The 24,480-nt window shown below is 54.9% G+C and carries 21 protein-coding genes and 1 pseudogene; 2 read left to right on the top strand and 20 right to left on the bottom strand.

The genetic code is table 11. From position 1 onward, the window contains the following. Window positions 1-212: 212 nt before the first annotated feature. The 20 genes and pseudogenes from INT33_RS16850 to INT33_RS16760 all read right to left on the bottom strand — a co-directional run bounded on the left by INT33_RS16850 (window position 213) and on the right by INT33_RS16760 (window position 19,873). On the bottom strand, window positions 213-416 hold the full coding sequence (locus INT33_RS16850; protein ID WP_226940249.1) for a hypothetical protein: 204 nt from the start codon (window positions 414-416) through the stop codon (window positions 213-215). Between the two features lie 109 nt (window positions 417-525). Further along, window positions 526-927, bottom strand: a complete 402-nt coding sequence (locus tag INT33_RS16845; RefSeq protein WP_192539082.1) for a hypothetical protein — start codon at window positions 925-927, stop codon at window positions 526-528. A gap of 75 nt (window positions 928-1,002) precedes the next feature. Beyond that, window positions 1,003-1,764, bottom strand: a complete 762-nt coding sequence (locus INT33_RS21225; protein WP_226940248.1) for a hypothetical protein — start codon at window positions 1,762-1,764, stop codon at window positions 1,003-1,005. Continuing rightward, a complete protein-coding gene (locus tag INT33_RS16835) occupies window positions 1,752-2,123 on the bottom strand; it encodes a hypothetical protein (protein ID WP_226940247.1) in 372 nt (123 codons plus the stop codon). The genes INT33_RS21225 and INT33_RS16835 overlap by 13 nt, the downstream gene beginning before the upstream one ends. Window positions 2,124-2,165: 42 nt before the next feature. Further along, window positions 2,166-3,281, bottom strand: coding sequence for a hypothetical protein (locus INT33_RS21220; RefSeq protein ID WP_226940246.1), 1,116 nt, complete (start codon window positions 3,279-3,281; stop codon window positions 2,166-2,168). A gap of 4 nt (window positions 3,282-3,285) precedes the next feature. After that, window positions 3,286-4,407, bottom strand: a complete 1,122-nt coding sequence (locus tag INT33_RS21215; RefSeq protein ID WP_226940245.1) for a hypothetical protein — start codon at window positions 4,405-4,407, stop codon at window positions 3,286-3,288. Between the two features lie 7 nt (window positions 4,408-4,414). After that, window positions 4,415-5,020 (bottom strand): hypothetical protein, encoded by a 606-nt coding sequence (locus tag INT33_RS16820; protein ID WP_193092480.1) that lies wholly within the window; start codon window positions 5,018-5,020, stop codon window positions 4,415-4,417. A gap of 476 nt (window positions 5,021-5,496) precedes the next feature. Continuing rightward, window positions 5,497-6,231, bottom strand: coding sequence for a hypothetical protein (locus INT33_RS16815; protein WP_193092479.1), 735 nt, complete (start codon window positions 6,229-6,231; stop codon window positions 5,497-5,499). A gap of 138 nt (window positions 6,232-6,369) precedes the next feature. Further along, a complete protein-coding gene (locus INT33_RS16810; protein WP_193092478.1) occupies window positions 6,370-7,101 on the bottom strand; it encodes a hypothetical protein in 732 nt (243 codons plus the stop codon). Between the two features lie 9 nt (window positions 7,102-7,110). Beyond that, on the bottom strand, window positions 7,111-9,873 hold the full coding sequence (locus tag INT33_RS16805; RefSeq protein ID WP_226940244.1) for a T6SS effector BTH_I2691 family protein: 2,763 nt from the start codon (window positions 9,871-9,873) through the stop codon (window positions 7,111-7,113). Further along, window positions 9,848-10,513, bottom strand: a complete 666-nt coding sequence (locus tag INT33_RS21210) for a toxin VasX (protein ID WP_226940243.1) — start codon at window positions 10,511-10,513, stop codon at window positions 9,848-9,850. The genes INT33_RS16805 and INT33_RS21210 overlap by 26 nt, the downstream gene beginning before the upstream one ends. Next, entirely contained in the window at window positions 10,506-11,480 is a 975-nt protein-coding gene (locus tag INT33_RS16800; RefSeq protein WP_193092477.1) for a DUF4123 domain-containing protein, read from the bottom strand. Before INT33_RS16800 ends, INT33_RS21210 begins: the two co-directional genes overlap by 8 nt. After that, window positions 11,481-13,559: pseudogene (locus INT33_RS16795) on the bottom strand (type VI secretion system Vgr family protein). It abuts the gene before it with no gap. Window positions 13,560-13,720: 161 nt separating this feature from the next. Next, window positions 13,721-14,152, bottom strand: a complete 432-nt coding sequence (locus tag INT33_RS16790; RefSeq protein WP_193092476.1) for a bifunctional adenosylcobinamide kinase/adenosylcobinamide-phosphate guanylyltransferase — start codon at window positions 14,150-14,152, stop codon at window positions 13,721-13,723. Continuing rightward, window positions 14,104-14,757 carry a histidine phosphatase family protein gene (locus INT33_RS16785; protein WP_193092475.1) on the bottom strand — a complete coding sequence of 218 codons (654 nt, stop codon included), beginning with the start codon at window positions 14,755-14,757 and terminating at the stop codon, window positions 14,104-14,106. The genes INT33_RS16790 and INT33_RS16785 overlap by 49 nt, the downstream gene beginning before the upstream one ends. Beyond that, the gene (locus tag INT33_RS16780; protein ID WP_193092483.1) at window positions 14,694-15,464 is read right to left on the bottom strand and encodes an adenosylcobinamide-GDP ribazoletransferase; all 771 of its coding nucleotides are present in this window, start codon (window positions 15,462-15,464) and stop codon (window positions 14,694-14,696) included. The genes INT33_RS16785 and INT33_RS16780 overlap by 64 nt, the downstream gene beginning before the upstream one ends. Continuing rightward, window positions 15,461-15,997, bottom strand: a complete 537-nt coding sequence (locus INT33_RS16775) for a bifunctional adenosylcobinamide kinase/adenosylcobinamide-phosphate guanylyltransferase (RefSeq protein WP_193092474.1) — start codon at window positions 15,995-15,997, stop codon at window positions 15,461-15,463. The genes INT33_RS16780 and INT33_RS16775 overlap by 4 nt, the downstream gene beginning before the upstream one ends. A gap of 280 nt (window positions 15,998-16,277) precedes the next feature. Continuing rightward, a complete protein-coding gene (gene cbiB / locus INT33_RS16770; protein WP_193092482.1) occupies window positions 16,278-17,240 on the bottom strand; it encodes an adenosylcobinamide-phosphate synthase CbiB in 963 nt (320 codons plus the stop codon). Between the two features lie 5 nt (window positions 17,241-17,245). Further along, window positions 17,246-18,292: a nicotinate-nucleotide--dimethylbenzimidazole phosphoribosyltransferase gene (gene cobT, locus INT33_RS16765; RefSeq protein ID WP_193092473.1), complete on the bottom strand. Its 1,047-nt coding sequence runs from the start codon at window positions 18,290-18,292 to the stop codon at window positions 17,246-17,248. Between the two features lie 111 nt (window positions 18,293-18,403). After that, entirely contained in the window at window positions 18,404-19,873 is a 1,470-nt protein-coding gene (locus INT33_RS16760; protein WP_018917415.1) for an efflux transporter outer membrane subunit, read from the bottom strand. A gap of 174 nt (window positions 19,874-20,047) precedes the next feature. Here INT33_RS16760 and INT33_RS16755 point away from each other — a divergent pair, with 174 nt between their 5' ends. Both INT33_RS16755 and INT33_RS16750 read left to right on the top strand, forming a co-directional pair. Next, window positions 20,048-21,103, top strand: coding sequence for an efflux RND transporter periplasmic adaptor subunit (locus INT33_RS16755; RefSeq protein ID WP_193092472.1), 1,056 nt, complete (start codon window positions 20,048-20,050; stop codon window positions 21,101-21,103). Window positions 21,104-21,112: 9 nt separating this feature from the next. Beyond that, entirely contained in the window at window positions 21,113-24,244 is a 3,132-nt protein-coding gene (locus INT33_RS16750) for an efflux RND transporter permease subunit (protein ID WP_193092471.1), read from the top strand. Window positions 24,245-24,480 lie beyond the last annotated feature (236 nt).

Genomic DNA, 24,480 nt, shown 5'->3' with positions numbered 1-24,480 from the left:
CATGAGTGACAGCTACCCCTATAAAACGGCGCTATCCGATCTCGTCAGGCGGTTGGTGCCGAACTGACTGCTCGGGCGCCCCCGGCCCGACGCAATGGGGGAAAGGGGGAAGTGTGTCTGAAGGACGGAAAGTGGTTAAAAAGTAGCCGATGTAAGTCGAGCCAGTAGGTGTTTAGCGGTGTTACAGCCTGAGTGCGGTACTGGCTGAGGTACTATGAGAAATCCAGGCTAGCGCCCTGGCGAATATCCATTGTGACACCATCGTGGTGTACATCGATATGCGCTACATCGGCCAAGCCTTCGCTGTCCGTAGGCAGTGGCAGGGGGCTTAAACAGTATTGCTCGCCCCCTGCGCGGCTTTCCCGTTCACCCGCACGCATGGGGGGCAGCGCTTTGTTGGGGCTGGTTTTAAACATTCGATTTACATTTAATCACTTTAGGAGCAATACCTTTTCTGGAGCCATGCTGCCATTCATTACTGAGGTTACGTTATCCCCATTGTTGATTGCATCGTTGGCATGTCTGTTATGAGGCTTGATTCAAGCCAATCGTCAGGTCAGGTTGGTTATCAAACAACATTTTCAACAGAGAGAAAATAACCAGTCCGACCGGCATATAAAGCATAAAACCGAGCCCGCCGAAATAAAGGGATACGATAAGCCCTCCTATAGCGTAGGGCACCATAAAGACGAACATTGCTTTACCGAATCGCTCTTTCTTCTTCATTAAAGCTGCCAGAAGGCCCTCTTCTTCTGCTCCAATCAGCAGCTCGCTTCCACAGTTTGGGCAAGTGGTCGTTTTGGATTCTAAAAGATTAGTGATCCATTGCGATTCTTCACTGAAGCAAGAAGCACATGAGGGGCACTTAAAATCAATATTTTCGATTAAGACTTTTTCCTGTTGATCACTTACTACTTTTTCGCTCACTTCTTTACTCTCCAATACTGGTGTATCGATATAGCGTTATGGAACGCGCTGACTGTAGTGTTAGCTACCATTGCCTCATGTTATGAGCGACGTTTCGTTTGCATAAACCTCGGCAAAGATAGCGGTAATAGGCCGATTCGGCTGCCGGTCATGGCGCTGTTTAACTTCTTTTGATAGCCGCATCAGCTCTTCACTGGGCTTGGCCCACTGCTCTTCAGGCAGAGGTTGTGACCACTCATCAAGGCTCTCTGGTAGTGTCTTCTGCCCTGCCTTCTGGATGGTGCGGATTTCCCATTCCGCCAGATGAAAAGGTATCGTCCATAGGTCGATAATGTGCCACAGGTACCACATGGTGACCGTGAACAGCCCGATGTCGCCCTCGCGGTAGCGGCGGTGCAACCGGCGCCGGGCATTGTGGAAGGTGTGCACGCCCTCGTAGGGCGGATCACCGGGGCGATGCAAGCCATGAGGATCCTGAATCTCTTCGCGCGTATTGACCTCGTACTCCATATAAGCCCGCACCGCTTCCCAAAGCCCCAACGCCAAGGGCATACCGGGCTGTGATAATTCCAGAAAGTGCTGCTGCCCGGTTTCAGGCTCGATAAAGCCTATCCCCAAGCCATACTGACGCTGCACACCGTATTGCGTCATACCCTGCGCTTGAGTCACCCAAGCCGCCACGTTTTCCCAGGGCACGATGATGGGCGGCTTGCCGTCACCCGGCGCAAAGGCGACCTCACGGCGCTGGCGGTGAAAACGAGTAGGGACAGCCTCACGGAACTTGAAGTGGTAGTGGGCTTTGATTACCAAAGCTAATGCAAGGATTATCCCCCCCATAGCCCTATTCCAATAGTAATGTCGAAGAATGCCATGAACTCACTGGCCAAAGAGATATCTTCATTAGAAGTCAGCCAACCGAGCACCAATGGAGTAAGCACAACAACCCAAAGTGAGCTTATAAAGGGTATGCCCAACGTAAACTGCCAAGTAAATGGCGTAGGAAGGCTTCCTCCGAAATCCAAATAGGCATCGTTTACTTCCCCAATCGCCTGGTTGAAATCTAAGGGCGCCGACCCTGTTGGTAAGGGAGCAGGCGACAGGTAAATAATCTTGCCACCTGGAAATGACACAACATCTCCAGCCCGGTGGGACTGAAGAATATCCGGACGCGGCGTTGGGTGTTGTTTGGCCGACATAGGGGTGCCTTACATGAAAAATATATACTTGGGTAGCCGTCGTCAGGCCTCTATACCTTGATGACGATATGCCTCCGCGAAAACCTCTTCGATGGGACGCTGTGGGTCGGCGTTACGAATCCGCCTGGCTTCTTCAGAGAGCCTTACCAACTCGGCGCTTGGCTTGGCCCACTGTTCTTCGGGCAATGGTTTCGACCACTCCACCATCTCAGCAGGCAGTGTCTTTTTACCAGAGCGTCTAAGTAGCCACGTCTCGAGCTCGGCCAGATACCCCGGAAGCGTCCAGAAGGTGAGCAGGTGATAGAGATACCAACCCAGCGTGTAGAACCAGCCAACCTCCCCGTTGCGACGGCGTCGATGCAGACGGCGGCGGGCATTACGGATGGTATGCGCCCCCTCCCAAGGCGGATCACCTTCTTCTCGAATGGCAAGGGGGCTCTGGACCTCATCCAAGGAGTTGATTTCATACTCCATATAACCGCGAAGCGCTTCCCACTCGGCCAGAGCCAACGGCAAAGCAGGGGTCATAAATTCGGTTTTTACCCATTTATCAGTACCCGGCAGCACATAGCCGATCCCCATGCCGTATTGCTGTTGCACGCCATACTGGGTAGCGCCACGGGTCTCGAAAACCCATACCCGGAGTGATTCCCAAGGTACAAACACAGGTGCTTCGTAGCCATTACCGTTTTTACTTTCCGGAACAAAGCACACTTCGCGACGTTGACGGTGGAAACGCGTCGGGATAACTTTTTTGCGTTTCGAGTACACTGAAAGTACTCCCCATAGGCCAAAAAACAGCACAACAGCCGCTATATAAAGGCCATTTATAATAAATCCATCAGCGAGAGCATTGAACTGTCTTTGTGACATAAACGGAGAAAGCAATAGCGGCGCCACAACAGCAATCAGAAGAAATCCTTTAAACGCCCCCCCCAAAATTAGTTGATTACCAAATACGCCAGGCCATCCTGCACCATAGTCCAGCCAAGTGTCGTTTAGTTCGCTGACCGCTCCTTCGTTTAGTGCCGCCTCCCCCGTGGGAAGAGGGTGAGGCGCCAGAAATACGATTTGCCCAGCTGGCAGACGCTCTACATCTCCTGCTTGCTGCGGTTTAGTTGGGTCTAGCCCCGTGAGGTCCTTATATTTTTTGGCCATAAAATCAGGTTTCTAACCCCTGCCGCCGGTAAGCCTCAGCAAATACTTCTTCGATGGGCCGCTGAAGGTCGCGCTCACGAATCCGGTACACCTCTTCAGATAGACGTACCAGTTCCTCACTCGGCTTGGCCCACTGCTCTTTGGGAAGAGACTTCGACCACTCTTCTACTTCGGCTAACTTCCGCAGTGGCCGCTTCTGCTGAATGATTCGATGCTCTCGCTCGCCCAGATAGCCCGGTAGCGTCCATAGTGTCAGTGCATGAATAAAGTACCAACCAATCGCATAGAGATAGCGCCAGAGCGAGGGCTGTTCACGCAAGCTTTGATGGAGTTTACGGCGAGCATTGCGGATGGTGTGCACGCCCTGATGGGGTGGGTCGCCGGGTGCACGCAAGCCGAAGGGATCTTGCACTTCATCAAGGCTGTGCAACTCATGCTCCATATAAGCGCGCAGCACTTCCCACTCTCCCAGAGATAGTGCCATTCCAGCAGTCCGACCTTCTGTCTTGAGCCACTTACCTGTTTTGGGATGTGCGTAGCCGATTCCCAGACCATACTGCCGAGTGGTGCCGTATTGAGTCGCCCCGTGCCCTTCGACCGCCCAGGCCATCAGCGACTCCCAAGGGAGGATGACTGGCGCATCTACCTCATTCCCCACGCGTCGTTCCTTAATGATAAAGCACACTTCACGGCGCTGGCGATGGAAGCGGATGGGGGCTTCTTTCAAACGCTCCCGATATGCTCCTCGAATAGACCATAATGAGATTAAGAAAATTCCTCCCCCCCCAAAAATAGCGCTACTAATTAAAAGACGATAGAACTCCCAATCTAGAATAGAGATCAATACTAATGGGACTAATACAAGGCAGAAAAAAATAATAAATAAAGGGCCTAATAATGCCAACTGGTAACCAAGAACATTAGGTGGTCCAGCCCCATAATCGAGCCAGGTATCGTTTAGCTCACCGATGACATGACTAAAATCTACTGGTGCCATACCAGTAGGTAGTGGCAACGGTGCCAGATACGTTACCTTGTTAGTGCCCATGCGCTCAGTATCGCCAGCCCTGTGGGGCTGGCCCGGTGCTGGCTCTGGAAACGCTTCGTTAAGTGTCTTTTTTACCATTGGATACTCAGTCCGTGCGCGTGGCTGGGGCTACGATGGTTCGGCCGTCGATATCATGCCAATCGCCATTAGTAGAGTTAGGTGTGAGCTCAGCGTCAGGCATATGGCGGTGTTTGCCACCAGTATCCCGCCCATGGCGCGGATTAATCAGAATGTACTGCTCCTCTCTGCGACGCTCACCCTCTTCATTGGGCCGCGAATAACGCACTCCCACTACATAACGCACCTTGCCAGGCTCTTCAGGGAATGTTTCGCTCCTCACTAGCAAACCAGCATGTTGTGATAGGGCGGTAGTGGTTACCATACTATTGGTCCATGTCTCAGTAATCTCTTCCCAGTGAGACGATGACCAGCGTCCCCGCGGGCCTGCTGGAGTCAATCTCCACACTTTTAGCGCAAGATGTAGCGGTGGCTCTCCGCCCAAAGACTCAAGCATGGCTGGCGATACATTGGGCATATGTACAGCAATACGATAACTGGTCGGATTACGGACGCCCTCGGTCAATTCGTCAAACCAGTCTGGCATGAAGGTGTTACCGTAATGTGCCTCGATAATGGCATGCGTAGGTTGCAAAGCGGGCAGGCGCGCGGATACCCCGAGTTTCCTCACCATTGGGTTCGATCTCTTTTTTGCCTGCGGCAGCGTCAGGCTTGTAAAAGGTAAAACGTAAGCGGTCTTCGCCTGGTGAGAGCAGCGTTTCGGGTCACTGAATCGGTTCAAGGATACACTCCTACCACAGCCAGTCGGCCACGGCAGTGATCACTGCACGCCTGCGGCTACTTGGGATCTCTACCCGGTCGAATGGCAGCGAAGCTTACGTCTAACTGTGCTGTTGTGAACACCCATATTTCAGCCGATCTGACGCTGATTGATACCCCATTCAACGCGGCCATGGACCAGGTATCGTTGAGCCTCGTTTATCGGTAGCTCATTGCCTGCGTCACTTGGGACGGTAAAACCATAAGAGTGCCAATGCTGGCCCTGCTGCTAACACATTGTCCAAAATGCTGCAGCGACTCCATAAAGTAGTTTTCAAAAACGATACGCCGATAGGGTAGGTTCGTGTTGCATCAGCAACCAAATCAGCATCACCACAGATGAAACTTCTCTTCTACCACCTCAACATCTGGCAATCTTTCTTTAAAGAATCTAAACACTTCTTGACGTTCGCCCTCTTTACAATAAATTGCATTCATTCCATTAGGAATAATTGTTTTTTTTTCAGGGTGGTACCAAGGGGTGTTCAAACCTATAATATTTCTACCAGGATAAAGATAGATTTTGTCAGTGTCTTGCCAATAAAATGAATGATGCTTACTACTATCCTGCTTTGTCTGTTGAGATCCCGCTTTTAAGGCCATTAGCCCCATTCCCAAGGGGCCAATACCCGCTACTATCAAGGCTGGCTCAAACAATGCCAGCACACCTACTACAGGTAGCAAAATAATGGCGGACCACTTCAGGAATGCCTTGCCCGATACCTCCCGCGGCTCCCACGAATGCACCTCCACTAACGTTTCAGTAAAACGATAGACAAAGATGGTAGTATTATGAGTAATAAATAGGGAAAGTGATATTGTAAACAAAAAAAACACTGCTCCTACCAATAGCGGGAGTAAAAGTCCTTCACTACCAATAGAACCAATATTGAAACCAAAAAAACCCGTTCCAAGACTAACCAGCACCATTGGAATTAAAATAAAATTCATGCCAGAAGTGTTATAATTACGGGCTTTAATCTGCCAACTCATTACGGCATTTTCATTCGTATACCTCCAGGGCATTTCGGCAATGAAGTCCTGCTTGGGCTGAATAAACCACATATCAGTATCCTTACTCTTCTTGGTCTATAGGAGCAGTGAGTTCAAAAACGGGTAGGCGCACCAACCCCATAGCTCTCCTTACTATTAAGTTCTCCCATACACACAAAACCAAACAAATACATTTTGAAATACAGTACATTATAGTATATCTACTTTCCCTTCTTCATATTCCGCATCAGGTAGATGACTTTTAAAAAACTGTATACGCTCTTCCAATTCTTCTGGTAGACAGTAAATCAGATGCGTTCGCGGACGATAGCTTGAGTTCCTTTTAAAGGGTTTCCATTGATAGGTCAGCGAAATAATACTTCTTTTCCGCCATACCTTTATTTGTTCTGTCTTAGCCCAGTTAATCTCTTCATACCGGCTGCCTCGCGCCATTTCTTGATATCCTTTTGATGAACCCATCATCCATGCTGCTAGGCCCATTGCTAACGGGCCAAAACTGGCAATCAGTAAAGAAGGCTCCATAAGGATAAGCACTCCCACAATTGGCATTAGAATAATGGCTGACCACTTTAGAAATGGTTTTACGGTATCCATTTTCGGCTTCCAGGAGCACACTTCAGCATTTTTTTCTGTAAATCGATAGACAAGGATTGCAGTTTGATGCGTCATACTCATATTAATTAACATTAAAAAAATAAACATCCCTCCCCCAATTAGAAAATTAGATAGCAAACTTACCCCAACAAAAGAAGATAAATATGCTGCCACTGCACATACAATAGTAAGCACATAAAATAAAGCATTAGCTAAAAAAACATTATAGTTACGTGCTCGAATTTGCCAGTTAATAACTGCTGATTCATGCACATGCTTCCAAGGCATCTGAGAAAAATAGTCCTGTTTGGGTTGAATAAACCACATAATGCATCCTTACTCTTCAGTAGTTATGGGAACCGTGTGCGTAAAACGGGTAGGCGCAGTTATTCCAAGGTTTTTATCATCATTAGGTTCGATTTCTTTTTTGCCAGAGGTGACATCGACTTTATAAAAGGTATAATTTGAGCGGCCTTCGTTTGCCGATAGCAAAGTTTCGGCATAACTCACCGTAAGGATAAAGGGAGCATTTTCTGCTTGTTCGCTAGCAGGTATCCAGGCCTGCCAAACACGCACATGATTTGAGTCATAGTCAGCGTCTGCAGGTAGTGCAGAGCCACGCTCGCCTTGCTGAGAAGGGCTTTTCTCATAGCTGCCGGTGGGTGCCCAGAATCCACCTCGAACATTTTCAGACAGTTTAATTGTTTCTCCCGCTAGCATAGTGGGAAAAGCAATTTGCACCCAGCAGCCTTGATAACTTCTAGCAATACCACCCACCCCGTAATAGCTCATGTTGGATGAGTCAAATGCCACATCAGTTACACTGGTCAACTTCACGGAAGGTTGAAGCAGAATTTCCATTAACGCCTTCCACTCGTTTTTATTGCCCTCGTCACTGTCTTCCCACTCTAGGTCGCCCAGACCCCAAGTACTAATATATAGCCACTTCCTTATCCCTTCACGTTTATAGCGTGCAGCAAAATTCGAAGCGACCAATTGAATAACCCCGGCGACAAAGAGAGCAATAGCGACCTGAGGCCCTAGTATCCAGGCAAATGCAAACCAGCGGCCCAGAACAGCGCCACCGAACTGAATAACAGCCATACTGGTAATAGCTACTCCTGCTAGCGTTTTGGCTCCAAGAGCCAAGTACTCTTGACTACTCGTCGCTTTACCCAAGTCACGATAGCTTTGCTGTGCATCCAACCCAGCAGCAATCGCTCCAATAGCCGATAACCCCGCCATTCGAGTCGCTAACTTGGCGGCGATACGTGATGCCGCATTTCTACCATTGCTGTTCCATTCTCTTATAGAGGCATCCGTAAGTCGGGTCATATTGCCATTAAAGCGGAAAGATCTTTTCGCTGCGCGATCCCAAAACGGCATCACCCATAGGCTCATAACAGCTACCGTAGCCGCCCCGGTGGTCGCCGCCAGTTTACGCATATCCTCTTCATCTACGCCCTCTTTTTGGGCGGTACGCGCGGCGTCTATAAAGTTGTAAAGATTCAACCCTGCGATTAACAATGCCAAGCCACCACCCAACTGTTCAACGCGATTTGCCAAGTGTCGGCGAGCGGCACTGGCCCCGTCCATCAATTTTAGTTGATGCTGATAACGAAGCTCGTGATAACCCGCACTAGTAAGGTTATTGGCCCGCGTTTGATTGCCTGACGCGCTCTGATCCAGCGAACCGTCGGAGGCGGTAACACGCTTGGGCTCATCAAAGGCATGCTCGTAACGCTGTTCTTCAAGCCGCTCCAATGTTCTGGTGCTGGCCGCGCGCTTTTGAGCGCTATCCGCGTTTTTGCTGCGCCGTTTTTCGTCGTGAATGTCTCCCGTGATTTTCCATGCCTGTTCCCGCCACGCCCGATGCCTAGCCTCATACTCAGGGTCGAGGACGATTTCTGTAGAGATCACGTCGGGGTGTACCAACGCCACCATCGAGGGATGCATCAGTGACTTTACCGCTTTCTGCAATGAGACTTGGCCTTTAGCGCTCAAGGAGGGCAAAACCTGATAACCAATCGTTCCCCATATACGTGCGTTCGAGCGACTGACATCCGCTCGCAGCGTTTCAAACGCTTCTTTTACAGGCGGCGCTAACGCCTTATATATTGGGTGATTCTGCACCACATCCAGTTTGAGCACGCCGATACCCGCGCTGACCTGCGACACTGCGCTGGTCGCCGTTACACCGCTATCCGCTGGCTTCCCATCTTCGGTACCTTCATCGATGAAGTGTTGCACGATGGTTTCTAACGCGGTCGTCAACGCAGGGTCGAAGTTACTCATCGCAAAACCAATCAGCGATTCGCGTGCTTGATAGGTGTCATCCAGCCATGCGCGTCCTGTTTGTGTCGCGCCGAGCGCTTCCATTGCCATACAGCCGCATTCATGAATGGCCCGATTCTGTTCAGCATCAACAGTATCGAAGCAGAGTTCCTGAGCAGATAGCGGCAAGCGTTCCAGCCAAATGATCAGGTCGGCCAGACTGTTTTCGATATGATCCTGTAGTCGCTCAAGTAGGGGCACCTTTTCGGCCAGGAAGGCGATTGCCTCGTCCAGCCTAACGTCCAGACGGGTAAGCTCTTTGCCATGCCACTCTTCGTATAGGGGGCTATTGCGATCAGGTGGGTTCGACATGCCTAGCTCAATGAGCTCTTCACGGAACTGACTGGCACTCTGATCCCTATAGAGCAACGTATTGTCCGATCCATTAGTGACGTTTTTCAAGGCATCGAGCAACTCACCAGTCTTGACGGTTATCTCGCGATAGCGCTCAGGGTCTTGTCGAATATCATCACTGATCAAGTCATCAATATCGATCAGGCACAGCGCTTTGATGACTTGCGCGGTCTCGAGCTTATGTCCGTATTCATCTAGAAAAGCTTCTAGTTCGATTTCACGTCCAACCAGGGCCATGGCCAGGTCGTTGACGATGCCCAAATCGTCATCCAAGGCTACAAAGATCGCTTCATCGTGATTATCGATATTGGCAAGAACGCTGGCCTGGGTTATCTCCGGCTTGACTTCAAGCAGTCGATAAATGCTTTCCTCATCAGCCTCGGCGTTACTCTCCCCCCCCTGTCTCTTCATGATTTTCATCACCGCTATTGTCGCCATTTTCCGTTGCCGCCTGCCTTTCCACCGTTGAGACCGTGGTACTGGTAAACCCATCCACCGCGCCATCGGGGGTAATATCCGCCACATGCTCGCCAAGCTGCGCGATCGGGCCGGCATGGGCGGAGAATGATGCGCTGGTGGTTGTATTAACCGCCGCGCTTAAATTGACGGAGCGCATGATACGTTGACGAACATCCGCGTTCTCCAGCACATATTCGTTAATGCGCTCGGTCCATTTCACGGAAGAGTACGCCATGGCGATGGAGATACCGGTGGAGTAGGTGAGATGGGGATCACCATTGAATGTGGCACCCTCTATAAGGTACTCATCAATACGCGTCTCCCCTTCCTCGCTTACCCAGACGTACAGCCAGCCATCCCGCAACTGCCGTAGCGTGTAATCACGGGTGTCGATCTCGGGATAACCCGGGCCCTGCCACTCTTCCGCAATCGGATGCGGCGCGGGCGCCCCTGCCTCGGTGGGGGCCTCATCAATGGCATAACGTACGGGAAAAATATCGATGTCGAGTAACAGCGGGCAGACACCGCCTCCCATGGGCGTTTCATCAAAGGCGGCATCGCGCGATTGCGCCTGAGCATCCGTGTTAGCCATGGGCGGCCTCATTATTGATAGGTGGTGTTTGGGTCGCGACGGTGTGATGGGAAGTAGAGGGAACACTATCCGCGGCGGGCGTGCGGCTCCAACGATCCATGGCATACAGCTGCTCTTGCGCCGAGAGATGGGCGCCGTCAGCGGCGTGTTCTCGCCAGCGATGGTAAAGCCCATCACTGGCGATACTAAAGTCATTCCCCCAGTGCAAGCTGAGGTCCACCCAGATAGCCAGCTGGCGGTGCGTATTGGCGCCCCAGGCCTTGGCCTGTGCCAATTGTGCATCCAGCCACTGCCCCCGGTACTGAGCAGGCAGGGCGTGCCAGGCGGTACGTGCATGTTCATTAAAGTAGTCGGTCAGGCGCTCTTTCAGCTGCCAGTGAGCGACTGCCTCCAATGCGTCGTATTGCGCGTGTGCCATGGGTAGAAAATCGGGCGCCTGGGCGCTGTTGGAGACTACACGGGCATTTCCCGAAGACGAATCGTCGCTCCGTTGAAACGCCTGCCATGAGAACGTTCGTTGCTCGCGCCAGTTGGGGGACCAGTGGGCGACCCACCAGGTAGTGATAGGCCCCATCAGGGAAGGGAGCAGCGCCCCGGCGTAACTTTCCAACCATAAGCGCGTGACCAGCGGATCAGCAAAACGCAGCAGTTGCTCCTGGCCAGCCGCGCCTTTGAAGGTAATAAATCGGCGAAAATGGCGGCTAAGCTGCCCTGTATCCGCTTGGCTATTGATAAACGAGAGAGCCCGATACAGCGTGTTGTCTTGACTATCATTGGCTTCACTGAGCAAACCTTGTCGCTTGAGTTTGACCACAATGGGGCCATGCTCGGCCAGATCGCTCCAGCGGGTAGCGAGGTAAAGCGGCTCGATCTCTTCGACATCGTCACGGCGATACAAGCGTTTCAGGGCATCGGGATACCGCACGCCATCGATCAGTGCGTGCGTCGCGGTAGAGAAAGTCCGCATTTAGCGTTCCCCTTGTTGATCGCTGGGCGCTTCACAAATATCGCAGTAGGCGGGGGCTTTCAGCAGTGACTTGAGCTGCGCGGCATGGTGAATCGGCGTCAACACCGGCGAATGCCCAATCGCCTCAACCCGATCATGATCCTTACCCTCCAACACCGGCGGACGTTTAGGAGGCTGCGCCGCTTGCCCCGTCCCATTCCCCGGACTACCCCCCGCGTTGATCTTGACCTGAGGCCCCACGATGGTGACCCCGCTGGCGTCGAGTTTCATGAAGGTGCCGCCGACGTTCAGGGTGATCTCGGCACCGGCGTCGATGACCACTTTCATACCCGCCTTGTGGTGCACCTCCTGCCCGGCTTCGACCAGATGGGCCTGGCCGAGTTTCTGGTGCTGGGTGGTGTCGACGATGTGGTGGTCATTGTTTTTGATATGCGTATGGCGCTTGCCGTGCATCGTTTCATGATCGTCGTTGTCGATCTCGCTGATACGGTCGTTGTGCACCTTGAGGTGGCTGTCGCGCTTAATCTCTTCAGTGCGATCATTCAGCGTCAAAAGCTCCAGGTCTTTCTGGGCGTGTAGCCAGATCTGCTCCTCACCCGCTTCATCTTCAAAGCGCAGTTCGTTGAAGCCTTCGGCCTTGTGGCTTTGGGTACGCAATACCGTGCGGGTCTTGTGTTCCGGTAGCGCATAGGGCGGCTGGTTGACGGCGTGATAGGTACGCCCGGTCACCAGCGGCTGGTCCGGGTCAGCTTCTAAAAATGAAACGATCACCTCGTGGCCGATGCGCGGAATGGCCATGGCCCCGTAGCCACCGCCCGCCCAGTCCTGGGCTACCCGCACCCAGCAGCTGGCGGTTTCATTAGGTTCGGCGTAGCGGTCCCAGGGGAACTGGACCTTGACCCGGCCGTGTTCGTCGCAGTGAATCTCTTCACCTTCCGGCCCCACCACGAAGGCGACCTGAGGGCCATCCACGCGCGGTTTGGGGTTGGGCGTCGCTCGCCAGGGTGTGTCGCCAGGAATGAGCGTGACCTGATTGAAATATCGCGTCATGCCGTTAGCGTCGAAATGGCCGACGCTGTCCTCTTCAAGTGCCTGGGGCTGTTCGCCGTGGTGGAGGATCTCGATGGGCTGCCAGTCGCGGTTGAGGCTTTCGGTATCGTGGTCGGCCAGCGTGAAGCGCAGCCCCGGCGCGAGTTCCGGCAGGTCGCTTTCTGCCTGGGCAGTGAGCGCTTCACGGCGCAGATGTTCTACACGTATGCGCGTAAACGGCTTACCAGAGGCGTCTTCTTTATAGCGGCCAGGGTAATCGAAATGTTCGTAGTCGCTGCGCTGGCCGTGCTGTTCAACGTCGCGGCCCACGTGTTCGTGCAACTGGGCTTAAGCCGGGTTCTTGAAGGTGTAATCTTTCAACGTGGCGGAAGCCGCCGCTACGCGAGCGGTCTGGCGAAGCTTTCGCACATGGCGAATCGGCGCGGTGCCTCCGGCGCGGCTGTGGTAGGTACGCTGCCCTACGTGGCCAAGCAGGCGCGGGTCGTCGGCAAATACCAGCCGATGGGCGCCTTCTTCAAAAGTATGGTAGTAAAACAGCCCTTCTTCCGCCGCCAGGCGCTCGATAAAGGCGAGGTCTGTTTCGCGATACTGTACGCAGTACTCTCGCTCTAACGGTTCGCGGATCACGTTAAAAACCACGTCATTAATGCCCCGTTCACTACACAGGGTATTGATGATGGAGAGTGGGTCCACTTTTTGAAAAATACGCGAGTTCTGGCGTAGCGAAAGGCGCCATAGCGAAGGGCTAAGCCTGACAGAGTAGAATGTGCGCCGGTGACCACGGTCGGCTAGAATAAACTCACTGATCATGCCGTTTACGTAGCGTAGCGGCTTGCTATCTTGCCAGATAGTGAGTGTGGCGGGTTGGTCAAGTAATTCGGTTGCGCTTAAGCGGCTATCGCGACTGGCAAAATTTAGCCCCAGCTCAAACGGTTGAGAAAGCGCTTCTCGGTAGGCAAAATCGATGACAGCGGCATCATCAACGCCGGGTAGCTTTAAGGTGAATTGTAGGCCAGTGCCGTCTGCCATCGTGCCGCTCCTTGGACCGAGACTCAAAAATGAGAAACAATCAGGGTAACGGCATTAGTCTAAAGGGCAACCCATTCACGACACGAAGCGCCAATGTCTTACAAGCAAGTAAGATATTTCTTACAAAAAACTAAAAGATTTGAATTTATAAATACATAGCATTACTTATTTAACGCCTGCACCAACCCATGGCGCACATACCAAACGTGTTCGGCACGCTCAGCGGCGTCCTGGCAAAACCAGCCGTTCAAATCGCGTAAGCGGCGCTGCTGGCGCTCCATGGGCACTATGCCGCGCCCGACCTCTTTAACGATCATCACCAGGGTAACGTGGTTCGCTTGCGCGGACTGCTGAAGCTCGTTTAGATCATCGCACCACTGCGCGCGCCAATCGTCGCTACCTACATCCGATTCAATGGTCGCCGTTAACCAACCCAGTACGCCGTGCACTACCAGCGGCGTGCCGGGTAGCATTATGCCTACACATTCGCGTAACCGCTGGCCGGGTGACAGCCGCCACCATACGGCACTTGGAAAGCGCTTTTTTACAACACTTCGCTTACCGGAACAGGCACCACCGATGAACACTTGCATAGCCACTCTCCTTGCCCATTAACGTCCGGTTGATACGTCAATTCCCAGCGTCGTCCCTGGGCTTGAAGTACGGTACCCTCCCAAAAATCGATGGTTTCAAAACGTCGGCGTAGCTCTCGAATAACCCCACCGTGGGTCACGGCGAGAACTTTTCGATACCCATGTGCCAGGGCATCCGCTGCCACATCGGCAAGCCATAGGTCCAGACGTTCACGTAACTGGGCCGCTGACTCCCCGCCGGGGATCTGCAGCTCGCCTACGCTATCGATCCAGGCGCGATAATGCGGCAGGTCTTTTAACTCGTCGTATACTTTGCCTTCATACTCGCCAAAGTGCAGCTCACGCAGACGGGGTTCCAGGCTTAGCGGTACGCCCGGTTTGGCCGCTTGCACCCACTCAAGGGTTTGCTGGCAGCGACGAAGATCGCTTGAGTAGATCGCGTCAAACTGCTCATCGGCCAACCCTGCACGTAGTGCTAAAAGCCCTTCTTCGGCTTCGGGAAAGAGCAGCGGGATATCACGCTGCCCCTGATAGCGGCGCTCTACATTCCAGGCGGTGATGCCATGGCGAACCACCACCAGCTCCACATTAATCCCATCAGCCATAGTTCCACTCCTTCAATCGTAGCGCCCACCATATCACCGTTAATACCCTGAAACAGTTTTACCAGCGCCCACCGGCAGCCGCCCACTAGTACGCCAGTGGCGATCAGCATTGCAATGATGCCTGGGTAAAAAAGCGCCAGTGCCAGCAAAGGCACTAGCGAAAGCCATACGTCATGCACGCCAAGCGATTGCTTCCAGGCCCAAGCCAGCCCTTTTGACTGCGCACAGGGCGTTAATATCAACAGCGCTGCGCCGCCCCAACGGCCCAGGGCAGGTAAAACGATCAGCCACCACAGCGGCGCGTTATAGCTCAGTAGCGCCCACAGCAACACGCCCTTCCAGGCTAACAAGAAAAGCAGCGCTAATATGCCGAAGCTGCCAATCTGAGGGTCTTTCATGATTTCCCAGCGGCGCGCCAGCGGCTGGTTGCTGCCCAGCGCGTCGGCTAAATCCATTACTCCGTCAAGGTGTAAGCCACCACTTAAGCCTACCCACAGGCTGAGTAGCGCAAGCGCCGTAATCGGCGTGGGTGCGTTGTGCATTAATAGCGCCAGCAGCGCCAATAGGCAGCCCAGAAAAAGTCCAACAAGGGGATAGGCACGGATGGCCCAACGGCGGGTTTCAGAGTTCCACGGGCAGGCAATGGGTAGCGGCAACCGGGTTAAAAACTGAAGCGCCAGAACGCACCCGTAAAGCGCACTCTTCAGCATGCGGTTGCCTTGGGCTTCCATTCGATGACACGGCCTGCGACTACTTCAAGCACTGAGTCAGCCTCAGCGGCAAGCCAACAATGCAGCGACTGCAAAAAGGCCACATAGCGCCAGGTTTCCGGGTCACGAGCGGGTAAGTCTTCGTTAATGTCATTGGACACCAGCACCAGCTGTAATCCACGAGCCCGCGCATCACGTATGCTTTTTGCTAAAAGCATCTTGCCTTGGGATTCGGTTAGCTCACTGGCGTACAGAACCTGGCTTGCCCAGAGCGTCAAGCAGTCCAGCAATACGGCGGCACCGTCAGGTACCTGCGCAATTGCCTGGTCAATGGCCAGCGGTGCCTCAAGCGTGATCCAGCGGGCATCCCGAGCGCATTGATGGCGTGCTGCACGGGCGGCCATTTCAGCGTCATAAATCTCGGCGGTGGCTATGTAGTAGCAGCTACCCCCGCTGGCAGCCTGTTTTACGTGCAGCTCGGCCACCTCGCTTTTTCCGGAGCGTGCACCGCCACTAACAAACACAATCATTCAGCACCGTTAATAGTCAATGGATTAAACCTGTATCACACAGCGCAATACGCACCCGGCCACTGCTTAAACCGGAAACACGATGGGGATGGCGAATAAGCATGCCGTTGCGCAACCGCCGTTCAAAAATACGTTACTGGCAAGCCCACGCTTTCGCAAAGCATTATTAGGCTCTGCTCGAAAAAAGTGCACTATAACGCGTCGCCAACAGGTATGAAGAGATTTCGCCGCCTCCCTGCGCTTGTGATACGCGGCGGTTTATCACTCACACACATAATATTCACACTGCATGCATCAGCAATATCCATATCCACATCAGCCCCAGGAACAGCAGCCAAGCCATATGCATTAGCGCAATGGTGATATTAATATGCGTTACGTTAAGCGGCTCTAAAGGTTCGCCGAGCGGCGCGCGGCGCGAGACAATTCCCTGATAGGTGTTAATACCGCCCAGCTGCACGCCCAGTAGCCGAGCCACCATGGCTTCCGGCCAACCGGCATTGGGGCTTGGATGGCGCGGCGCTTCATGGCAGGTAGCACGCAGCGCGCCCCGCCAATGCAGCGGCTTGGTTGTTACCGCAGTCAATACAACGCCACCCAGCCAAAGGCAACCCGCCGTTAACCGGGCGGGCAGCCAGTTGGCGATATCGTCTAGCTTGGCCGACGCAAAGCCGAAGTTTTCATAGCGCTCGTTACGATACCCGACCATTGAGTCAAGCGTATTGATCGCCTTATAAGCCAGCGCTAAAGGCGCGCCACCCAGCATGGCAAAAAGCAGCGGTGCGGTGATGCCATCCACCGTGTTTTCTGCCACGGTTTCCACCGTACCGCGGGTAATTTCCGCTTCATCAAGCTTTGCCGTATCGCGCCCCACTATCATGGAAAGCGCCTGGCGTGCGCCTGGCAAATCACCTCGCATAAGCGGTGCTGCCACGGCACGCCCCGCATCCGCCAACCCTTTAATGGCAAGGGTAGTGGTCAGCAGCCAAAGCTCTGCGGCCAACCCAAGCCAGGGATGAATGGCCGTCAACAGCGCAAGCACCACCCAGCTTATTCCCCATACGCTTATCACTACCGTCGCGGTGAGTAGAAAGCCCCGCCGCTTTCGCTGGGTGGGCGTGCCCTGGTTCCAGCGCTTTTCCAAAAAGCTGATCATGCGGCCGATGACAACGACGGGATGCGGTAAAGAGCGTGGATCGCCTATGAGTAAATCCAAGCCAATGGCGAGCGTGATAAGCAGCATAAGGGTCACGGCGCTTTGTCCGCGACACCTGCCGAGGTGAACGTCGCCATCTCAGCCATCATGGCGGTGGCGGCCTGAAGCAACGGGAATGCCAGCGCGGCGCCACTGCCCTCGCCCAGGCGCATGCCCAAAGCAAGCAGCGGGGTTGCTTCAAGCGCATCTAGCACCACGCCGTGCCCAGGCTCTTCAGAGCGGTGGCCAAAAATGAGATAACCGCGCACGGCAGGGCAAATTCGACAGGCAGCAAGTGCCGCGACGCTCGCAATAAAGCCATCCACAATCGCGGGCAGTCGGTAAGCGGCTGCGGCTAGATAAGCGCCGGTCATCGCGGCAATTTCAAGCCCGCCCAACGCGGTCAATACGCTTAACGGCTCATCAGTTTGGTATACGCGCGCTGCTAATGCGCGCTGAATGACATCGACTTTATGCGTTTGCTGCTGGCTATCCAGCCCCGTGCCCGCACCCACTACCTGCGCGACCGGCGTGCCGGTGAAGGCCGCCAGCATGGCGCTGCTGGCAGTGGTATTGGCAATGCCCATTTCGCCTACAATCACACTGCGACAGCCGGCTTTTTGCGCACGCGTTACGGCATTAATGCCCACCTCAATCGCAGCCTCGGCTTGCTCGGGAAGCATGGCGTTTTCGATCGCGATATTTCCCGAGGCGCGGCGTATCTTATCAACGACCACACCAGGGGCCTCAACATCGCTGACCACCCCCACATCCACCACTTCCAAGTGCGCATTGATCTGGCAAGCAAACACATTGATGGCTGCCCCACCATTGGCAAAGTTAGCTACCATTTGCGCCGTAACGGCTTGAGGAAATGCCGAGACGCCTTCAGCGGCGACTCCATGGTCAGCGGCAAATACAATCACGGCGGGTGGTGTTATAGAAGGCGCAAGCTCACCGCTGATTTCGCTAAGTTGAATAGCCAATTGCTCCAGCATCCCCAAGCTTCCCGGTGGTTTGGTAAGCGTGTCCAGATAAGCCCGCGCCCTGTCGCCAGCAGCGCAATCAGCAGGTTGTATCTGGGCAATAAGGGAATGCATGGCAGGCTCCAGGGCAGGATAAAGGTCAACCGCGACGAAAGGCGCAAATAGTATCAAAACTTGCGCCTTGGCGGGTGGCTCTTTCACTGAGGCAAGCCATGCGAGGGGCGGTTAGATCGTCTCTTCCCCGGCGGTTGAGGTGCTTTCCTTCCAGCCCCCACCCAGCGCCTTGAACAGCGTGGCCACGGCGGTCAGGCGCTCGCTTTGCACCTCGGCGCGGTCAAGCTTGGCTGAGAGCAGCGAGCGTTCGGCATCCAGACGTTCGAGCATGCTTGTCTGGCCCTGGTCATGCATCAGCACCGCCAGATCGCGGGCGCGCGAGACCGCGGCAAGCTGCGCGTCCACCGCATCGACACGCTGATCGGTCAGCTCGAAGTTATTCAACGCATCGCGCACTTCGTTAAAAGCGGTGAGTACGGTCAGCCGGTACTGGGCATCGGCTTGCTCCACTTGGGATCGCGCAATCTCCACATTGGCGCGGCTGCGGCCGAAATCCAGAAGCGGGCCGACGATCGATGCCCCCAGGCCCCAGGCGCGGGCGTTGTCGGTGAACAGGTCGCTGGTATCGGCGGCCACGCTGGCAATGGAGGCGTTGAGGTTGATCGAGGGAAGCCGGGCGGCTTCAGCCACGCCCACCCCGGCATTGGCAGCGATCAGCGTGGCTTCGGCGGAGCGAATGTCCGGACGGCGCTGAATAAGTTCCGAGGGCAGAAGGCGCGGTAGCCGCTGGGGTTCGGCAATTTCCACCAGATGCGTATCGCCGTAATCGAGCTCGCTCATCAGTTCACGTGGGGTGAGCCCCACCAGAATCGCCAGCGCCCCTTTCAGGGTTTCCACCTGCTGTTTCACTTGGGGAAGCTCGGTACGCACGCCTCGCCACTCGGCCTCGGCCTGACGAAAAGCAAGCTCGCTGATATCGCCCACGTCATAACGCAGCTTCTGCAGGCGGTAGGTTTCTTCGTAGGTGGCTTCGGTCTGCTCCAGAATATCCTGCTGGTACTGGGCGCTCTTGAGATCAAAATAGGTGGTGACCACATCGGCAATCACCCCGATTTCGGCGGCGTCCCGGGCAAACAGACTTTCGCTGAACGTGGCCAGCGCCGCTTCGCGCTGACGGGCAAGCCGCCCCCATAGGTCAAACTCGTACTCAAGGCTTCCTGCCAGAGAAAACTGGTTACTGGTCGAGGTAATCAGATCCTGCACCGGCTCGATGTCGATCGGAATGGAGGCACCGGGCGTGCGCTCGCGGTTGGCCTCCAGCTGATACCCAACGCTTGGAAACAGTTCGGCATCGGCAAAGCCGAGCTGGGCGCGCGCCTCCTGAATTCGCGCCAGCTGAACGGCAAGCTCCAGATTATCCTGGGTGGCGCGCTCCACAAGCGCGGTGAGCGCCGGGTCATCGAATTGGCGCCACCAGTTGCGCCAATCCATGCGCTCGGTTTGGCTAAGCTCGATATGCTCAGGCCAAGTTTCAGGTAGCTCGAGTTCTGGCGCCTGGTAGTCCGGTCCCACCGCACAACCACTGAGAAGTAGCGCCAGCGCGATGCCCGTCCAACGGCTTCTTGTGCATCCCTTCTTCATTAATTCTCCTTGCTTTTTATTGGCTTACCTGTGCGCCTTTATTGATTTCGCTTAAGTGTTACTCTCAATTAAAAATTTAAACGACTGTTCGCCTTTTTTCAGCCAACAACTATAGTAGGTGGCTGACGTAATAACACCATTGGGACATGTTAACCGCTTGCAGGGAGGCAGCGCATGAAGCCGGTTTTTTTAGGGATCTTTTTACTTATTGCACCGTTGATAATGGCCGGCTGCGGTGACGACGAAGAGCAGCAAGAGCGCCCCGCACAGGTAGTCAAGCTAGTAGAGGCAAGCCAGCAAGCGGTTTACCCCGGACGCCGTTTCGTGGGCCGGGTCGATGCACGAAGCACGGTGAACTACGCCTTTCAGGTCGGCGGGCGGATCACCGAATTTCCCGCCGTACAGGGGGCGGTAATACCCCAGGGTGAGCTGATCGCCCAATTGGACCAGACCGACTACGCACTACAGGTGCGCGCCGCTGAAGCCGAGTATGAGCAGGCCCGGCGCAACCTGAACCGCCAGCGCAACCTACGCGCTCAGGGGGCGGTTTCCCAGTCTGCACTCGATGCCGCCATTGCCGAGGCCGAGCGCGCCGAAACCCAGCTCGACAGCGCTCGTCAGGAACTCGCCTACACCACGCTTCACGCCCCGTTTGATGCGCTGATCGCCCGGCGTCTGGTCGAGAAATACACCACTGTTCCACCCAATACCGAAGTCGTGCGCATTCAGGATGTTTCAGAACTGCGCATTCGTTTCAATGTGCCCCAGGCATTGATGCAGCACCTGGAGAACGGCCGACACTTCAGCGCCGAGGCGGAGATTGCCACCCTCCCGGGCCAACGCATTCCGCTTGAGTACCGCGAGCACGTCACCGAGCCCGATGACGTTGCCCAGACGTTCGAGGTCGAGTTCGCCCCGGCGGGCAATGGCATTATCGCCCTGCCCGGCACTACCGCCACGGTCTACATCCAACCGGAAGCACAGATCGATAGCCCCTTGATCACCCTGCCCAGCAGCGCCCTGGATAACGACGCAGACGGCGAGTTTCGGGTATGGGTGTTTGATCCAGACGAAGGCACGGTGGCCCCGCAGCGCGTCAGCGTGGGCGAGATGGTCGACGACCAGGTAATGATTACCGCAGGCCTTGAGGCTGGCTCAAGAGTGGTGGCCACCGGCGTTCATCTGCTGCGCGATGGCATGCAGGTCAAACCGCTCGACGCCGCGCTTTAAGGGGGCCGCATGGATATTGCAAAACGTTCGATCGAGAAACCGATCAACACGTGGCTGATTGTGGTGATCTGTCTGCTGGGCGGCATCTGGGGATTCAATACCGTTGGCAAGCTCGAAGACCCCTCCTTTACCATTCCTTACGCCATCATCAATACTCCTTACCCCGGCGCAACCGCCGAAGAGGTGGAAGAAGAGGTTACCGAGCGCCTGGAGCGCGCGATTCAAGAGATGGAGCAGCTCGACGTGCTCGACTCCAAATCGCTGCCGGGCCGCTCGGAGATTCAGGTCGAGATCCAGGACAACTACGGCAGCAACCAGTTGCCGCAGATCTGGGACGAGCTACGCAGCAAGGTCAACGATGCCCAGTCTGACTTGCCTCAGGGGGCTCTTGCATCTCAGGTGAACGACGACTTTGGCGAGGTATACGGGCTGTTTTACGCCGTCACGGCCGAAGGGTTCTCCGCCCGGGAAGTGCGCGATATCTCGACATTTCTTCAGCGCGAAATACTGGCCGTGCCGGGAGTAGCCCGGGTCACCACCGCCGGCGAGCGCGAAGAGAGCATCTACATCGATATCTCCAATGAGCGGCTGACGACGCTGGGCATTCCCATCGAGCAGGTCATCAACACCATCCAGACCGAGAACGCTGTGGAAGATGCGGGCACGCTCAGAACGGGCGATCGACAGGTGCGCCTGGTGGCGCGTTCCAATATCGATAGCACGACGCTTCTGGAATCCATCCGCATCGGCCGACCCGGCACCACTGAGCAGGTCGCGCTTGCCGATATCGCGACGATCTACCGTCAGCCGTCCGATATTCCCGACCACATCATGCACTATAACGGCGAGCCAGCGTTTACTTTGGGCATCGCCGGTATCGCCACTGAAAACATCATCGAAATCGGCGAGGCGGTAGAAGCACGCATGGAGCAGCTGCAAAGCCGGATTCCTCTCGGCGTGGAGCTGCATCCGCTTTACGAACAGCACAACGTGGTCAACGACGCTATCAATGACTTTCTGATCAACCTGGCCATGTCGGTGACCATCGTGATCGCGGTGCTGTGTCTGGTCATGGGTTGGAAGGTCGGCGTAGTGGTCGGCAGTACGCTGCTGCTGACCGTGCTGGGCACGCTGTTTGTCATGGGTATTTTCAATATCGAGATGGAGCGCATATCGCTGGGCGCGCTGATCATCGCCATGGGCATGCTGGTGGATAACTCCATCGTGGTGGCCGAAGGCATGGTCACCAATATCAAGCGCGGCATGAAGGCCAAGCGCGCAGCAAGCGCTGCCGCCAAACGCACTCAGATACCGCTATTGGGCGCCACGCTGATCGGCATCATGGCCTTCGCCGGCATTGGCCTCTCAAGCGATGTGACCGGGGAGTTCATGTTCTCCCTGTTTATCGTCATTCTCGTTTCATTAATGCTGAGCTGGCTGCTGGCACTGACCGTGACCCCACTGTTTGGCTACTTTCTGCTGCGCAAGAAAGGTGAAGAGAAAGACGAAGAGCAAGACCAAGACCAAGACCAAGAAAAAGACCCAGGCGAGGAAAGCAGCGAACAGCGCGACGAAGACAACGAAGACCGCGGCTACGGCGGGATTGTCTATCGCACCTACCGGATGCTGCTGCTGGCGGCGCTTAAACTGCGCATTATCACCGTGACGGCTCTGGTGGTACTCACCGGGGTGTGCATGTGGGCATTCACATTGGTGCCGCAGTCGTTCTTTCCAGACTCCAGTACGCCGCTTTTCTTTATCAATTACGAGTTGCCCCAGGGCACGGATATCCGCGCAACGATTCGTGATGTTGGCGAGATTGAGGCATATATTCTCGAACACGAGGACGAGGTGTCCGTGGCAAGCTTCGTGGGCCGGGGGGCGACGCGCTTCATGCTTACCTACTCCCCGGAGCAGCCCAATACCGGCTACGCGCAGTTCATCATTCGCACCAACGAACTTGACGCCATCGACGCGCTCGACCGGGAGTTTTACAAGGAGCTAAACGAGCGCTATCCCAACGCCCAGGTGCGCACCCAACGGCTGCAGTTCGGCCCGGGCGACGGCGCGGATATCGAAGCACGCTTTCAAGGCCCCTCGGCCGAGGTGTTGCGTGAGCTGGGTAACGAGGCCCGCCGGCGCATGGCGGCCAACCCGCTGTTGATCGATGAACGTATCGACTGGCGCCAGCAGGAGCTTGTCGTGGCGCCGATCATCAACGAGCAGCGCGCGCGTATTGCCGGCGTTACCCGCGAAGATATCGCCCAGACACTGCAGTTCGCCTCCTCCGGCATTCGCGCGGGCACCTACCGCGAGGGCGAGCACTTGATTCCCATCATCGCACGCGCCCCCCAGGCCGAGCGTGATGATGTGGCGCTTTTACGCGACCGCCAGATCTACAGCGAAGCACAGCAGCAGTTCGTGCCGATCACCCAGGTGGTCGACGATTTTGAAATACGCGCAGAGGAAGCGCTGATTGAGCGGCGCAACCGCGTGCGAACCCTGACGGTCGGCGCCGAGCCCGACAAGGGCTATACCGCCGCCCAGGCATTTGATGCCGTGCGCTCGGAAATCGAGGCTATCGAACTGCCGCCCGGCTACACGCTTGAGTGGGGTGGCGAGCACGAGAACTCGGGCGATGCCCAGGCGTCGTTGGGCGAGCAGCTCCCGGTAAGCTTCTTGATCATGGTACTCACCTCGATTCTGCTGTTTGGCAAGCTTAGGCAGCCGCTGATCGTATGGCTGGTGGTGCCCATGTCAGTATGCGGGGTGGTGATTGGGCTTTTAATCACCGGCCTGCCCTTCTCGTTTACCGCATTGCTCGGCATGCTGAGCCTTTCGGGCATGCTGATGAAAAACGCCATCGTCCTGGTGGACGAGATTGATGAACAGATACGCTCGGGCACCGCGCGCTTTACCGCTCTGGTGGATGCCAGCATCAGCCGTTTGAGGCCGGTCTTTCTGGCCGCGGGCACGACGATACTGGGCATGATTCCGCTTTTATGGGATGCATTCTTCAACAGCATGGCCGTAACCATCATGGGCGGTTTGCTGTTTGCCTCTATATTGACCTTGATTGCCGTTCCCACGTTTTATGCGATGTTCTTCAAGATCAAACGCGACGAAGTGGAGAGCCGATAGCCTTATGGGGCGGCATTGCCTGAGAGAGCACCGGCATACGCTATACTAGGTTTCATTCAGAGGCCTACGCTGGGCTAACCACGTGAAGTGCACTGCACGTGGTTAGCTTTTAATGAGCAAGACGTTCTTTTACCAACTGTCTTTACCAGCTGTTTTTATCAACTGTCTTACCAACCGTTTTTATCAACCGTTTTTATCAACATAGAGTAATAAAACTACGCGATTGGTTCTGTTAC

Origin of the sequence: Halomonas colorata (assembly GCF_014897985.1) — a bacterium.
In the GTDB taxonomy this organism is placed as follows: domain Bacteria; phylum Pseudomonadota; class Gammaproteobacteria; order Pseudomonadales; family Halomonadaceae; genus Vreelandella; species Vreelandella colorata.
The sequence above is the reverse complement of the archived record's forward strand: the minus strand, read 5'-3'. Positions and strand labels throughout refer to the sequence as shown.